Origin of the sequence: Vibrio sp. 1180_3, from assembly GCF_029478545.1 — a bacterium.
In the GTDB taxonomy this organism is placed as follows: Bacteria; Pseudomonadota; Gammaproteobacteria; order Enterobacterales; family Vibrionaceae; genus Vibrio; species Vibrio aestuarianus.
Genome location: NZ_SJFM01000020.1, coordinates 74,300 through 88,481 on the forward strand (window position 1 = coordinate 74,300; position 14,182 = coordinate 88,481).

Genomic DNA, 14,182 nt, shown 5'->3' on the forward strand with positions numbered 1-14,182 from the left:
TTGTCCTCGCTTAGTTGTACCAGTATCCGTAAGCCGCTAAGTTGATGTCAGTACCATCAAGCTCTACGGTCGCTGGCGATTCGCTGTTGTTGAGCAAGAAGCGTCTTGAACCGCGTTGATAGCCGACGACAGCTGGATGATGAGTATCGAGCCAGTTAATAAATGGCAGGTTAAAGCAATCATCACTTTTTCTAAGTTCAATTAGGTGTTGAATGAAGGCTTTGAAATCGAGCTCTGTCTGATTAGGAGACCAGTTCATGCAGCGGCGGTTATCTTCAAGCCCCATGCCTTTTTGCCCTTCCATAGCGACTTCGCCACCATAATAAATACAGGGAGCGCCAACCTGAGTGAACATGAACAGATACGCCAGTTTCGCTCGACGAAGATCTTTACCACAAAGGCTAATCAATCGGGTCGTATCATGGCTTTCAAGCAAGTTAAACATCGCTTCATTAACGTTACGCGGATAGGCCAAATAAGCACTGGTCACTGTTTCCATAAACTGCTGTTTGTTATGTGCATCAAGCGCAAAGTAATCGGTGATGGCTTGAGTCATCGGGTAGTTCATCAGTGAGTCGTACTGATCACCACGCAGCCAAGGCATACCTTCATGCCAAATCTCACCGAGAATGTAACAATCGGGCTTCACCTGTTTGACGACGTGACGAAACTCGCGCCAGAATTGATGATCGACTTCATTGGCCACATCCAGCCGCCAGCCATCGATGTCAAATTCTTCGACCCAATAACGGGCGACCTCTAATAGGTACTGGCGGCACGGCGGATGTTCAGTGTTGAGTTTGGGCATCTCAAGTACATTACCGAAGGTTTCGTAGTTAAAGTTCCAGCAATCCCATTCTGACTTGTCAGTCTCAGGGTAAACTGGGAACTGATTGATCCAAAACCAATTTGCGTACGGCGATTTCTCACCATTGTTCACCACATCTAACCAAAATGGATGTTGGTCCCCGATGTGATTGAAGACTGCATCGAGCATGACTTTCATGCCTCGCTCGTGGGCTTCTTGAATCAGAGTTCTAAATGCCTCGTTGCCACCAAAATGAGGATCGACGTTAAAGTAATCTACGGTATCGTATTTGTGGTTGGTATTCGCGGTAAAAATAGGACAGAGATAGAGGCCGTTGATGCCTAATTCCTGCAGGTAATCAAGGTGTTCAATCACTCCCCAAAGATCGCCACCCATAAAGTTGCGAGACGTGGGCACACAGCCCCATGGTTCGGCACCTTTAGGGCTTATTTCTGGCCTGCCATTGGCGAATCGTTCAGGGAAAACCTGGTACCAAACAGTTGATTTAATCCAGTCAGGTGTCTTAAGAACGTCTTTTGGATTGATGTAAGGGAAACAGAAAAAGTTACTCAGATTGCTCAGTTCTTTTTCTTCGATTGCCTGACAGTCGAGATCAACAGTACGTTTTTCGCCGAACACTATCTTATCACCATCTTTGCCATACAGGATAAATCCGTAACGACTACGGCGCTTTGGTGGTGTAAATTCCGCAAACCAGTGGTCGTGATGCTCAGTGACACCTTCTAGTTGCATGGGAATTTCATTGCCACCGACCCAACCGTGGGCATCACTGCCACCTAGGTTACCACCGTCTAATCCTCCTTCTGCCCATCGATAAGGATCCCCTATCCATAAGCCAACACGATCAATTTCGCCTTTGGCACTTTTTAATCGGAGGTGCAAAGTCTTCTCATCATAGGCGTAGCTGTCAGCACTTTTGACGGTGTGTATAAGTGAGCTTCGGGTAATCATAAATAATGGTCCTGTTATTATTCTTTTACTGCGCCACTCACCAAGCCTGTGGTGATGTGTTTTTGAGTCGCGACAAAAAGCAAAGTAATCGGCACTGCGACAAGCAGCGATCCTGCGGCGAATAGGGTGAAGTTTTCTGCAGAGTTAGAGGTGATCCAGCTGAATATACCAATGGCTAAGGTCATTTTCTCTTCACTACGTAAGATAAGTGTCGGCAGAATGAAATCCATCCATGGGCCGGTAAACGACACCAGAGCAACAAAGACCAATATAGGCTTAGCCAAAGGTAAGATGATTTCGATGAAAATAGTCATGTGTCCCGCACCGTCGATTTTTGCAGCTTCATCGAGCGAAGTAGGAATCGCATCAAAGTAGCCTTTCACTAACCAGGTCATAAATGGCAGCGAACCTGCAACATAGACGAATAGCAACCCCGCGTAGGTATCGATCATGTTGAGTTTGGAGAGCAGGATGTAAATCGCTGTCATCGATAAAAAGGCTGGGAACATCTGCAAGACGAGAACGCCCATCAATACATTGCGTTTACCTTTGAATCGATAGCGTGAAAATACGTAGGCGGTCATGGTCACCACCACTAGCGATATGATCATATTCGCAGTCGCCAGTGCGAAGGTGTTGAGGTACCACTGGAGGTAAGGAGTGTCTTGAAACAGTGCCACATAATGTTCTAGCGAAAAGTCCCATCCGGAAAACGATGAGCTGAACATATTGCTTCCCGGTTTGAATGACGCCAGTACTGTCCAGAGAACCGGGCCTAGTACGAGTGCCGCATTGGTAAAGAGGAACAGATAGATCAAGCCAGTGGCTAATTTTTGCAATAGAAACTTCATTACTTCATCCCTACATCATCGTTAAACGAGGACATCCGTCGGAATTGCCAGATTGCAATCACTGACAAGAACAAGAAAATAATTATCGAAATCACCGACGCGATTTGGTACTGCTGGAAATCGAGCGTTAATTTGTAAATCCAAGTGATCAAGATGTCAGTGTGTCCGGCAAATCGATACTCTGGGTTGATAGGGCCACCTTCGGTCAATAGGAAAATTGCGCCAAAGTTATTGAAATTATGTGCAAAAGTCATAACCAGAGAGGGGGCCACTTGATGTAATACCATCGGCAGAGTGATTTCCCTGAACTGTTGGAATTTGTTTGCGCCATCGACTTCACTGGCTTCATAAAGATCTTGAGGAATATTGGTTAAGGCACCGGAAATGAGCAGCATGAAGTAGGGAGCACCTACCCAGACGCTTACGGCAATCACGGTCACTTTAGCCATCCACGGGTCAGACAGAAAAGCGACCGAATCAAAGCCCCAGCTATTTAGGGTCGCGTTGACCGGACCAATGCCATTGAGTAGCAACCGGAACATCAGCAAAGTAACAAATGCAGGGATGGCATAAGGTAATATGAACACAAAGCGCCAAGCCTTTTTCGCCTTAATATTTTTGTTTGATAACGCGAGTGCTAGTACAAAGCCAAAGCCGCAGGTACAGATGGTGGCTAAAATGGCCCACATCACCGTCCAGGTGGCAACGCCAATAAAGGTATTTGACCAAATTCTAAGTTCAAACAAGGCGATAAAGTTTTTAAACCCGACCCAGTCAACCAAGTTCCTTGGCGGAATGTGGTTAGGCGCTGAGTAGTTGGTAAAAGAGACCAGTACCGTGATGACAATGGGCATAATGATAAAAGCGATACTGGTTAACATCGCTGGTGAAAGTACCAGTAAGGCAAACTGTCGGTCGTATATCGCTTTAATCTGCTCAATCGCTGCCAGCTGGCAAGGCTGACATGACTTAGCGTCATTGATGTTGAGTACATAAAGACAAAGGAAGACAAACACCGCGATGAGAGCAATGACCCCTTCTACCAATAAAAATACAGAATGATCGCCCTGAATAATGGTAAAACCTTCACGGGTTTGGGCGACATCTCCCAAAGTTATAAGTTGCTTTAACGCTAAGCTAAGTTCTGGAATGTTGACGACAAAAAGTATTTGGATCAGCAACCAAACCAACCCTTTGACCCAGTGGCCCTGACGCATTTGCGTTAAGCCCATAATCAAAGCGGAAATATTGAACACTGGTTGCATTCGAGTTTGAGACAACAGCATGTCTTACTCCTGTAAACTGATCTGTTCTTTGATCACTGACTCTGCGCGCTTTAACACCTTCTCTGGTGACTTGTCGTTGACCCATAACGAAGTCATCGCACTGGCCATTGGTGACCACAAGTAGCCCATTTCGGGTATTGACGGCATTGCATCTGAAAAATAACCCTGACTGATGATCGCGTAGGTGGCCTCATCGGCATCAACGATGATCTCTTCCATCACCGATTGGACTGGTGGGATAGATTTGGTCATCTCATAACGTGTTTTGAGCATTTTGTCGCTACTGAGGTATTTCGCGAACAGTTGGGCAGCCTTAGGGTAGTTTGTAAAAGAGGAGACAACGGCTAGGCGGACCGTCGAAAAAGTTCTTGGCTGTTTACCATCTAGAGTAGGGATTGGAATCACACCATAGTTAACCTTAGATGCTTGATAGCCTTGAATTGCCCACGGGCCATCGATAATCGCCGCGACCTTACCTTCGCTGAATAAACCCCGTCTAACCTGTGGATTACGCATATCCATTGGGTTAGCACTGTTGGCTGTTTGCAGTTTCTTCATCGCTTGTAAGCCTTGCTGAGCTTTTTCAGATGCAATGCCGATATCCTTGGCATCGGTACCATTATCACCAAACTCGTAGGCACCATATAGGGTCAAAAACATGCGTGACTCATAGTAATTCTGCACATCCCACAACAAAGCATATTTATGTTCTTTGTTGTCATTAAATGACTTAGAGAACTCAATGATCTCTTCAAATGATTCAGGGGCTTGTGGAAGAAGATCTTTGTTGTAGAACAGAGCAATGGTAGCAAAGCTGACCGGAAATCCGTAATCCTTGCCTTCAGATCGGGCTGCATTGGCCGCACTTGGTAAAAAATGTGAATTGACATGTTCCGCAGAGACTAAATTTTCCATCGCACCACCGGCGACCACTAATCTGCCAAGTAGGTCATGCTCAATTTCGGCCACATCTGCAACGCGAGCGGAGCCTCCATCCTGAATTAATCTTGAAGCTGCATCAATCGGTGCCAGACCACGGAAATCAAACGTCACCTGGTAGCCAAGGTCTTGATTGAATTGGTGGGCGGCGTACTTCATGTAATCGACAGTGGTGTGATCGGTCCAGATTAACAAATTTGCATCTGGTTCAGGTTCAATCGGTTGTGCCATGACAGAGGCGCTAACAAGAGTGGTAAGTAGTATTTGGCTGGTCAATAATTTGGTTTTCATTGCTGCATCCAATTTAGTAGTTCAAGGTATACTACTAAACTGAGCCCGATCGATTTTTTAGTCAATTGAAAATTGCTTAAAATAGCGTCTAAATGTGATCTGAATCTATTAAAGTGTTTGTCTTGTAAAGGATTTTAACAAGTTAACGCACAGTTATATGGTTAATTTTATTTCTATCGTCAGTGAGTATTAACTCTGATTAAACCTTGGTTTTAGTGATTTGTGTCAAATTATAACCTAGATGCAAGTGACCAAGATCTCATTTAACTCTTATTCACCGAGCAAATATTATTCAGATGCAGAACAATAGTTAGGCGTTCAGGCTGAACTACTACTTTATACCCGATTAATATAGATAGAATCCACCTCAATGAGGTTAAGGACATACTGTGAACAGGACTGCACTTTCGCTCAGCATTGCTTGCGCTCTGAGTACTACACCCACTGCCTTTGCTGCGGATAATGGCCCAGCTCCCCAACCAATGGGAGGCAACATTCTGACTCAGGCCCTAGATTTTGGCGGGCATGTTGGAACGTCGATTGAAATTGAAGATAAAGACATCACGAATTATCAAACGTGGGGCGGCCAGACTGAAAATGAACGCACGACCACCCATGAAGTTCTTGGGGTTTTTTATAAAAATGCTCACTGGAATTTCTCTGCTCTGTACGCATTTAAATTGTCTGACCGCGTCAAACGCAGTCAGGACCGATCGTATACAGAGACAGAAGATGGCTTTAAGCACCTCATTTCAATAGACAAAAAATTCTCGCTGCCGAATGGTTTTGAAACCGGGGTTATTTACGACCTTGAATATACATTGGGTACGATTGCGACCACTGCTGGCGTGAGCAACCTACGTACTAAGAACGCTGAGCACAGCTTACGCCCTTACTTCAATTACTACAGCAATGAGCATGATGCGGGTTTCCAGTTTAACCTTGAGTATCTCTACAACGATGAAGATAAATCGGCGTGGGGAACTCGTGTTGAAGAAGGTTACTCCATTTTGTTCAAACCTTATAAGCGCTTTGGTAACTGGGAACTCGGCGCAGAGTTTTATTACCAGATCAAAGATAATGAAGCGCGTAACGGCCAGGGTTCAATCAACGAAGTGAGCGATTTTACCGAGAAGTATATTGAACCGATTGTGCAGTACAGCTTTGAAGATGCTGGTACCTTATACGTGCGCGCTCGATACGGTGATAACGAAACCAAACATACAGAAGGTTGGGCTTCGGGAGAGCAGTATTTTAAAGATATTCGCAAAGCGACCATGGGTTACGAGCAGTCTGTTGGTGACAACTGGCTACTTAAAGGTGAATACGAATGGGCACAAGATACTGAGACTTTCACCCAACTTGCTGGCGAAGAAAAGGTTGTCGAGCAAAACACCTTTTTGCTTCAGGCTATCTACCGCCTGTAAAACAGGTTTATTTGCATAAGGAATTCCTATGATCACGGTTTCAGAAATTGCTCAATTGATGGGGGGTCAGATAGATGGTGACCCGAGTTTATCTGTGGATACGATTGTGCCGCTCAACAGCCCTAATGAGGGTGGATTGGCGATTGTCTTCTCTAAAGCTGAACTCAAGCTCATTGATCAATCAAAAGCGGACGTGATCATAGGACCATCGAACATCTTATCTAGCCAAGCAAAATGCAAAATAGTGATTGAGTCACTTAAAGCGGACACACTTAATGCATTGTTACGTTATTACAAAGTGCATAAGTATCAATTGTTTGAACAAGGTAATACCTCGGACAATCCAGATGTCTATATAGGGCAGCACTGCCAAATAGGGAAAAATTGCCATTTTATGCCCGGCGTTAAAATAATGAATGGTGTCACTATCGGTGACAATGTTGCCATTCATGCTAACACCGTGATTAAAGAGGGGACTGTGATTGGCAATAACGTCACCATTGATTCCAACAACGCTATTGGTAACTTCAGTTTCGAATATATGAATGGTCTCAATGGTCAGTTTGAGCGAGTGGAAAGTATTGGACGCGTTATCATCGAAGAAGATGTCGAGATCGGCTGCAATAACGCCATCGATAGAGGAACGTTAGGTGATACCGTGATAGGTAAAGGGACTAAGATAGATAATTTGGTCCAAATTGGTCACGACTGTCACGTAGGCCAACACTGTCTACTGGTTTCTCAGGTCGGCTTAGCGGGACATACCAGATTAGGTAACCATGTCATCGTTCATGGTCAGGCTGGCACCGCAGGCCACATTACCATTGGCGATCATTCTGTTATCAAAGCTAAATCTGGCGTTAGTCAGTCATTTCCTGCTCATAGTGATCTATTTGGCTATCCGGCCAAGGAGGCTCGTGCGTATTACAAGAACCTCGCTGTTCTCAACAAGCTTACTCGTCAGTTTGATCGTGCCAAACAATCTAATCGTGGCCAAAAAACTGACCAGCCAACCCATTGGTTAAAACGCCTATTCATTGGCCGTTAAACTGAATTAAAAATAAGGATTTATGATGAAAAAAATCATGCTACCTCTGCTACTTAGTGCGTTTGCTGCTGGTTGTTCCAGTACCAGTGACACGACCAGTCAAGTATTACCAACCAATGCGGATAACCTGCTGGCGAAATGCGATTTGCCAACGGTTGAGGATCGCGGTCCGATTCGCCCATCGTTGTTTGTGGTTGGGACATTTGATGAAGGTCAGTGGATTCACCTTGAGGACCGTGAAATGAGCCATAAAGGTGATGGTATCTATCAGGTTGTTCATCAAGAGAAAGCGGGAATGGTCAATGTTCAGTTCGCCACCATGAACTGGAATCCACAATACACGGTTTCAGGACGAGAAATAGGCGTCGACCAAGAAGTTGCCCTCAAGCGTGGTGGCTTTGCTAAAAATACCCGCGTCGATATTCCCGTAGATGGTAAATACGTTTGGTCAATTCAAATTGGTGAAGACAAAACCCCCGTTCGAGCCATGATAGCCACTTGTCAGTAATACCACACCGCCAGAGTGACTCTGGCGGTGTTAAGTTCATCGCTTAACGCACAATAGCTGTGCCGTAAGCGATGAGTTTATCAAGCTATATTTGGAGTACCCATGGCAACAGTTAGCCTAAAACAAGTAGAAAAACAGTATGAAAACGGCTTTAAAGCAGTGCACGGGATCGATCTCGAAATCAATGAAGGCGAATTTATGGTGTTTGTTGGCCCATCAGGTTGCGCTAAATCGACCACGTTGAGAATGATCGCTGGGCTTGAATCGATTTCATCGGGGGACGTTCGTATTGGTGATCGCAAAGTGAACGATTTGCCCCCTAAAGATCGTGGCATTGCGATGGTGTTTCAAAACTACGCGCTTTACCCACACAAAACGGTTTTCGACAACATGGCTTTTGGCCTCAAGATGGCTAAAAAGCCTAAAGAAGAGATTAAAAAAAGAGTTGAGGAAGCGGCAGAAAAGCTCGAAATCACCGACCTGCTGTACCGTAAGCCCAAAGAGATGTCCGGTGGTCAGCGTCAGCGTGTTGCGGTAGGTCGGGCCATTGTTCGCAAACCGGATGTGTTTCTGTTTGACGAACCGTTATCGAACCTGGATGCCAAGCTTCGTGTCTCGATGAGAGTAAAAATCGCTCAGCTTCATCAATCTCTCAAAGATGAAGGCAACCCGGCCACCATGATTTACGTGACTCACGACCAGACTGAAGCTTTGACGCTTGGTGACCGAATCTGTGTATTGAATCAGGGCAAAATCATGCAGGTTGATACACCTGCCAACTTATACAACTACCCCGCGAACCGATTTGTAGCAGGCTTTATCGGCTCTCCTGCGATGAACCTCGTCGACACCGTACTACGCTGTGATGGTGAAAATCTAATGGTCGAAATTGCGCCATCTGCTCGAATTCTGATCCCTAAAGCAATGCAAGCGGAACTGGAGCAGTACGTGAATAATCCGGTCTGCTTCGGTATCCGTCCAGAGCATATCTCGCTGGCGCATGAGGGTGAAACACTGAACACCTTTGAAGGCCAATTATCGGTGGTAGAGAACCTAGGTAACGAAAAATACCTCTACTTTACAGTTGGTGGCAAAGAGCTGATTGCCCGTGTGCAAGATCAGTCGATCACCACTGCAGATATTGGTCGAACCTTCCGCTTCAATCTCAATACTGAATTTTGTCATATCTTTGATTTTTATAATGAAAATAATTTAATCCATCGTCGACCCTACTCGGCGTAGTTAATAATAACAACGGGGAATCTCTAATGAAAAAACGGACACTGATTTGCAGCGCGTCGATCTCGGTTTGGTCGCTACGATGATGGTTCGCGGCATTCCTGCGATTTATTACGGCACTGAGCACTATAGCGCTAACTTTACCACTAATGCGTTCGGTCAGGTTGGTAGTGATCCATACAACCGCGAAGTTATGCCGAGTTTCGCTCAGGACAGCGATGCATTTAAGATCATTCAATCACTGACTGAATTGAGAAAAACCAGTACCGCTATCCAGAAAGGTGATTACAACCAGAAATGGCTCAATGACGATGTTTTGGTTTATGAACGTAAATTTGAAGATGATGTGGTGTTAGTTGCATTAAATAGAGGTGCCGCGACCACGATTAATATCTCTGCGTTGTCTCTAGCTGATAACGACTATACCAGTCTGGTTGGTAGCAATGGTGTTACAGTTTCGCAGGGGGCTGCGACTCTAAACCTTGATCAGAATGAAGCGATTGTCTTGCATGGCAAGGCGGGAAGTGGTGGTAATGCAGACCTCATCGACGTGACCTTTACTTGTAATAACGGTTATACCCAGTGGGGGCAAAGCGTCTATGCCGTTGGCAGTGTTAGTGAGCTTGGCAACTGGGCTTCGGCTCAAGCCGTTGAACTTGACCCTTCGGCATACCCGACATGGCAAGGTACAGTTCAAGTACCCAATGGCGAGTTATTAGAATGGAAATGCTTAAAACGTTCGGAAAGCGATACTGGTGCTCTAATTGAGTGGCAGTCTGGTAGCAATAATACGGTAAATACGAGTAATCAGACCCAAACGATGGGCTCATTTTAATTCATTATTAACCGGTCTCACTTCTAGGGACGCTATACCCAGTTAGGAGTATTTCAGGTAGCGATACGCTGCCACTTTAGTGAGTCGGTTAAGCTCTTCTTTACCAACACTAGAGCGGGGTGATGCTGTCTTTACTGCGGTAGTGCCACTAAGCATCGGTGCATTAGTCGTGGTTTCTGGTTGGGAACGGTAGTTTTGACGCAACTGATTAATGGCATCAGCCAGTTCTGCTTTGAACTCGGAAAAACTTAATACCGTCGCTTTGGCTTTATCGAAAAGAGCATGAAGTAGTTGAACCTGTTCGATATTTCTTAGATAAGCAATCTTTCGATCACGGGTAAGAAAGAATAATGTGAACTCTTTAGGGTAGCCGCTTTCACGTAATGGAAGAGGAGGCGCGATACGAGTGTCGTAAACGCTATTCGGAAGTCTCAATAAGTACATCTGTGCCATCTATATGTGTAAGATGATTTTCGAGGATCTAGATACGAAAAAACCGCTGTAAAAACAGCGGTTTTTTCTTTAAATGTGGCGGAGAGATAGGGATTTGAAAGCTATCGCCATCACTTTAACTTGTTGATATTTAAACAAGTTTTTCTACGACTCAAAAGTCGGTTGAACGAAGTTGTTACACTAGAAATTAGGGTTTAGTTGGTAAAAAGTCAAGCATATATGTCAAAATTCATACAATTTGAGTTAATCACCAGTTCCATCAATGCACCATCAATGCACTGAGCGAAACTCATAATTGGACAGAAGCAATTTAGCTTAGATAGACAGATTTCATCCTTCGGATAACTTCTCGTATCCCAAATAGCAAAACACCACCGTTTCGACTGGTGGCGATTTTTATAACTTTTGGACCATTCTGAACATTCGACAAAAAGCTTAACGTTGTCATTTAGTTACATATCGATGCAAAATTAGGTATATCTATTAAAATTTGGATTTGCTGAGATGTGATTAGTCTGCTTGATTAGCTCTCAGTAACCAAAGTAAAACATGCTATGTCCCATTCAATGAAGCTTTCTCTCAATCGAATGGGAACAAATCAAATTTCAGCTTTTTTGACTCTTAGGCTCTATGCTCAGGCATCTCTTTCTTTAGCCATGCCATAAATACTTTTAATCGCGCTAATCTAGTTGAACGTGGATCATACACCATATAACGCTTCACTGGATTAGGGTGTGGTAGTTCGAATGGGATCACGAGTTCACCTGAATCAAGTTGGCGTTGGCATAAATAGGGGACAGCCAGTGTAACACCATGACCGCATAATACTGCATTTAACGCCATATCCGTACTGTCTACCTTGGTCCATTTCCGATGTTGTTCGTACCCCTTTACACCAGCGTGTTCAAACCAGTCTTGCCAACCATAAGATCCAGAGTTTACAAGAGTCACCAACCAAGTAGAAAGGAGATCGGTAGGAGAGTCTAATGTCAAGTTAGTGATTAACTCGGCAGCACATACAGGGTACACCTTTGCTTCACCAAAATACTCGCATGCAAGGCTATGTGGTGTATGCTTTTCTACTTCTGTGCCAAAGCGAATGGCCAAATCGATATGTGCTTGCTTCAGGTCATCATAACTCGGAGACGAAACTACACGAATTTGAATTTCAGGATGCAATTCTGCAAAGTGCTGCAATCTTGGCATCAGCCATAGTGTAGTAAAGGCCTGAGTAGAGCTAATGGTGAGTTCGCCTTCAACATCTTCTCGATTAATTTGGCTGAGTCCATGGTTTATGATCCCAAGTGCTTTCTGCGTACAGTCGAAGAGAGATTGTCCTTGTTGACTTAGTAACATTTGCTTGCCTTTTCGGGCAAATAACCGACACCCAAGGTGGTGCTCTAGTTGCCGCATTTGTTGACTAACAGCAGCTTGAGAAATGCAAAGTTCTGATGCAGCCAAACTATAACTATTGTGCCTAGCTGCACACTCAAATGTTACTAATAAGTTGATATTTTTAAGCATAATACATAATCAACGAGCCTGTTTGGTAGAGTATTATAAGTATTTCTTATGTTAAAAGTCGATTTGTATCGTTGGTGTTTATCTTAGTTTGGCAACAAAATAGATGTATCAAAATCAAGAAACGCTCAGCAAACATCATTCCCTTTCAGGAGGTTAATACCATGCAACAGTTTAAACAGCTTCACCAACAAGCTACCCCATTATTACTAGCGAATGTCTGGGATGCCGCTAGTGCAAATTGCGCTCTGAAAGCTGGCTATCAGGCTTTGGGCACATCTAGTGCGGCGATAGCTAGTATGTTGGGCTATGAAGATGGAGAAAAAATGTCTTTCAGTGAATTGGCGTTTATTGTTCAGCGTATCGCAGCCTCTAGTTTGCTGCCCCTGAGTGTAGACATCGAGGCTGGGTTTAACCAAGTTCCAGAAGTTATTGCCGATCATATTCAGCAATTAACCGAACTTGGTGCCGTCGGCATCAATATTGAGGATAGTCGAGTGGAAACTACCAGAACTCTGGTTGTAGCTGACGAGTTCGCCACCCTATTATCCGATGTACGTGCCCAATTGCAGAAACGCCAAATTGAGGTGTTTATTAACGTACGCTGCGATGCGTTCTTATTAGACTTAGACAACGCACGTGAAGAAGCAATTAAGCGGGCTAAATGTTATCAGCAGGCAGGAGCTGATGGTTTGTTTTTTCCATGCATCACTGCGATAGACGATATTAAAGCTGTGGTTGCATCAACCACATTACCAATCAATGTGATGTCGATGCCTGAATTACCAAACGTAGAAACCTTGAAAAACATAGGTGTGAAGCGCATTAGTACGGGCAACTTTGCCCATGATGCCATCTACACACGACTGGGTCATCTACTGGCTGATATTAAACAAACGGGTTCGTGTGCTCCTTTGTTCGAGTAATGAAAGTAAAACTTCAGGTTTCTTTTGTTTACTAAAGACAGTTCACCTGCTTGTCAGTGCTATTGATTACCTTTTCCTCCCCCAAAGAAAAGAGGTAGGTATTGTTTATTACTATTGTAAAAATTAGTGCCAAGGGACTCATGTTAATTATTAACACGGATAATTAATGCCTAAATATGAGAATTACAATGAATCAAATTAATATACAGTACTTTAAGCATCCTTATGCCGAGTTCATTCTGGGATCTTATGAAGATAGACTTTGTTTGTGTGATTTTCGATACAGAAAAATGAGAGAATCCGTTGATAAACGCATCCAGCGTGGACTTAACGCATCGTTTATTTCTAAAAATGACAATGTCTTGGATTATGCTAAGGCGCAACTTCAGGAATACTTTCTTGGTGAACGTAGTGTATTTGATATCCCATTATTAATGGTTGGCACTGATTTTCAAAAATCGGTATGGAACGCACTAGCCAAGGTAAAATATGGTGAAACATCGACATATCGAAATTTAGCATCACTTGTTGAAAATGAAAGTGCAGTTAGGGCGGTTGGTAATGCTAATGGAGCAAATGCGCTTGCGATTATAATTCCCTGCCACCGAGTCATAGGCAGCCAAGGAGAGCTTGTTGGTTATGGTGGTGGATTATTGCTAAAGAAGCGCCTTTTGGAGTTAGAGCAAAATCTCTTTATTTAATGTAAAAAGAATATTTTCAGCAATGTGTTAGGTTGTAACTCTTAGATGGTAATGTTTGTAGTGTATATTTACTATCTTTTGCTGGAATTCCAAACGCATACCTATTCATATGTAAGCTTGCTGCTAGTTTGTTACGCAACGCTCAGTTTTGGGAGAAAGTGAGCATCACTCTTCTGTGGCCCTACATTAGGGAAAGTATCGAAAACTCATTGGTGCTACCTTATGCTGAGTATTTTCCCTAACACACAATGGGGCGTGCGACGTGAGGTCGTATGAAGCGCTGTTCACCGCTTAATGTGTGAACCATCTGTATCACCAGATGAACCTAGGACTCTGAATAAAGTAGCGAGTCTGACAATGTAACGAAGGCTGGTCAT

Annotated in this window: 13 protein-coding genes; 7 read left to right on the top strand and 6 right to left on the bottom strand. The window is 44.0% G+C overall.

Annotation, left to right across the window (positions count from 1 at the left end):
• Window positions 1-10 precede the first annotated feature (10 nt).
• From EYW48_RS13275 to EYW48_RS13290, 4 genes are read right to left on the bottom strand one after another with little or no spacing between them, the layout of a single operon-like run.
• Window positions 11-1,780 carry a glycoside hydrolase family 13 protein gene (locus EYW48_RS13275; RefSeq protein ID WP_274681767.1) on the bottom strand — a complete coding sequence of 590 codons (1,770 nt, stop codon included), beginning with the start codon at window positions 1,778-1,780 and terminating at the stop codon, window positions 11-13.
• A gap of 17 nt (window positions 1,781-1,797) precedes the next feature.
• Entirely contained in the window at window positions 1,798-2,631 is an 834-nt protein-coding gene (locus EYW48_RS13280; RefSeq protein WP_053311028.1) for a sugar ABC transporter permease, read from the bottom strand.
• Window positions 2,631-3,917 carry a sugar ABC transporter permease gene (locus EYW48_RS13285; RefSeq protein ID WP_261917059.1) on the bottom strand — a complete coding sequence of 429 codons (1,287 nt, stop codon included), beginning with the start codon at window positions 3,915-3,917 and terminating at the stop codon, window positions 2,631-2,633. The genes EYW48_RS13280 and EYW48_RS13285 overlap by 1 nt, the downstream gene beginning before the upstream one ends.
• A 3-nt stretch (window positions 3,918-3,920) precedes the next feature.
• Complete coding sequence (locus tag EYW48_RS13290) at window positions 3,921-5,147, bottom strand: maltose ABC transporter substrate-binding protein (protein WP_172532504.1); 1,227 nt, start codon at window positions 5,145-5,147, stop codon at window positions 3,921-3,923.
• Between the two features lie 389 nt (window positions 5,148-5,536).
• On the opposite strand from EYW48_RS13290, the gene EYW48_RS13295 reads away from it, so the two are divergent.
• The 5 genes from EYW48_RS13295 (at window position 5,537) to EYW48_RS13315 (ending at window position 10,204) form a co-directional block, all read left to right on the top strand.
• The gene (locus EYW48_RS13295) at window positions 5,537-6,574 is read left to right on the top strand and encodes a porin (RefSeq protein ID WP_171980733.1); all 1,038 of its coding nucleotides are present in this window, start codon (window positions 5,537-5,539) and stop codon (window positions 6,572-6,574) included.
• A 28-nt stretch (window positions 6,575-6,602) separates the two neighbouring features.
• Complete coding sequence (lpxD, locus tag EYW48_RS13300) at window positions 6,603-7,622, top strand: UDP-3-O-(3-hydroxymyristoyl)glucosamine N-acyltransferase (RefSeq protein ID WP_053311024.1); 1,020 nt, start codon at window positions 6,603-6,605, stop codon at window positions 7,620-7,622.
• A gap of 22 nt (window positions 7,623-7,644) precedes the next feature.
• The gene (locus EYW48_RS13305; RefSeq protein WP_053311023.1) at window positions 7,645-8,130 is read left to right on the top strand and encodes a hypothetical protein; all 486 of its coding nucleotides are present in this window, start codon (window positions 7,645-7,647) and stop codon (window positions 8,128-8,130) included.
• 102 nt (window positions 8,131-8,232) lie between these two features.
• Window positions 8,233-9,372: a sn-glycerol-3-phosphate ABC transporter ATP-binding protein UgpC gene (gene ugpC / locus EYW48_RS13310; protein WP_171980732.1), complete on the top strand. Its 1,140-nt coding sequence runs from the start codon at window positions 8,233-8,235 to the stop codon at window positions 9,370-9,372.
• Window positions 9,373-9,418: 46 nt separating this feature from the next.
• Window positions 9,419-10,204, top strand: a complete 786-nt coding sequence (locus EYW48_RS13315) for a carbohydrate-binding module family 20 domain-containing protein (RefSeq protein ID WP_277432533.1) — start codon at window positions 9,419-9,421, stop codon at window positions 10,202-10,204.
• Between the two features lie 42 nt (window positions 10,205-10,246).
• On the opposite strand, the gene EYW48_RS13320 is transcribed toward EYW48_RS13315, so the two are convergent.
• Window positions 10,247-10,648 (bottom strand): hypothetical protein, encoded by a 402-nt coding sequence (locus EYW48_RS13320; protein WP_261914866.1) that lies wholly within the window; start codon window positions 10,646-10,648, stop codon window positions 10,247-10,249.
• Between the two features lie 630 nt (window positions 10,649-11,278).
• Window positions 11,279-12,181: a LysR substrate-binding domain-containing protein gene (locus EYW48_RS13325; protein WP_274676064.1), complete on the bottom strand. Its 903-nt coding sequence runs from the start codon at window positions 12,179-12,181 to the stop codon at window positions 11,279-11,281.
• Between the two features lie 161 nt (window positions 12,182-12,342).
• On the opposite strand from EYW48_RS13325, the gene EYW48_RS13330 reads away from it, so the two are divergent.
• Both EYW48_RS13330 and EYW48_RS13335 read left to right on the top strand, forming a co-directional pair.
• A complete protein-coding gene (locus tag EYW48_RS13330; protein ID WP_274676138.1) occupies window positions 12,343-13,104 on the top strand; it encodes an isocitrate lyase/phosphoenolpyruvate mutase family protein in 762 nt (253 codons plus the stop codon).
• A 188-nt stretch (window positions 13,105-13,292) separates the two neighbouring features.
• Window positions 13,293-13,805 (top strand): methylated-DNA--[protein]-cysteine S-methyltransferase, encoded by a 513-nt coding sequence (locus tag EYW48_RS13335; RefSeq protein WP_274676139.1) that lies wholly within the window; start codon window positions 13,293-13,295, stop codon window positions 13,803-13,805.
• Window positions 13,806-14,182 lie beyond the last annotated feature (377 nt).

Bases quoted from the DNA above. Each gene is read 5' to 3' on its own strand.
- EYW48_RS13320 (WP_261914866.1), bottom strand. From the start codon at position 10,648: ATGTACTTATTGAGACTTCCGAATAGCGTTTACGACACTCGTATCGCG.
- EYW48_RS13330 (WP_274676138.1), top strand. From the start codon at position 12,343: ATGCAACAGTTTAAACAGCTTCACCAACAAGCTACCCCATTATTACTA.
- EYW48_RS13335 (WP_274676139.1), top strand. From the start codon at position 13,293: ATGAATCAAATTAATATACAGTACTTTAAGCATCCTTATGCCGAGTTC.
- EYW48_RS13305 (WP_053311023.1), top strand. From the start codon at position 7,645: ATGATGAAAAAAATCATGCTACCTCTGCTACTTAGTGCGTTTGCTGCT.
- ugpC (WP_171980732.1), top strand. From the start codon at position 8,233: ATGGCAACAGTTAGCCTAAAACAAGTAGAAAAACAGTATGAAAACGGC.
- EYW48_RS13280 (WP_053311028.1), bottom strand. From the start codon at position 2,631: ATGAAGTTTCTATTGCAAAAATTAGCCACTGGCTTGATCTATCTGTTC.
- EYW48_RS13275 (WP_274681767.1), bottom strand. From the start codon at position 1,780: ATGATTACCCGAAGCTCACTTATACACACCGTCAAAAGTGCTGACAGC.
- EYW48_RS13325 (WP_274676064.1), bottom strand. From the start codon at position 12,181: ATGCTTAAAAATATCAACTTATTAGTAACATTTGAGTGTGCAGCTAGG.
- EYW48_RS13285 (WP_261917059.1), bottom strand. From the start codon at position 3,917: ATGCTGTTGTCTCAAACTCGAATGCAACCAGTGTTCAATATTTCCGCT.
- EYW48_RS13290 (WP_172532504.1), bottom strand. From the start codon at position 5,147: ATGAAAACCAAATTATTGACCAGCCAAATACTACTTACCACTCTTGTT.
- lpxD (WP_053311024.1), top strand. From the start codon at position 6,603: ATGATCACGGTTTCAGAAATTGCTCAATTGATGGGGGGTCAGATAGAT.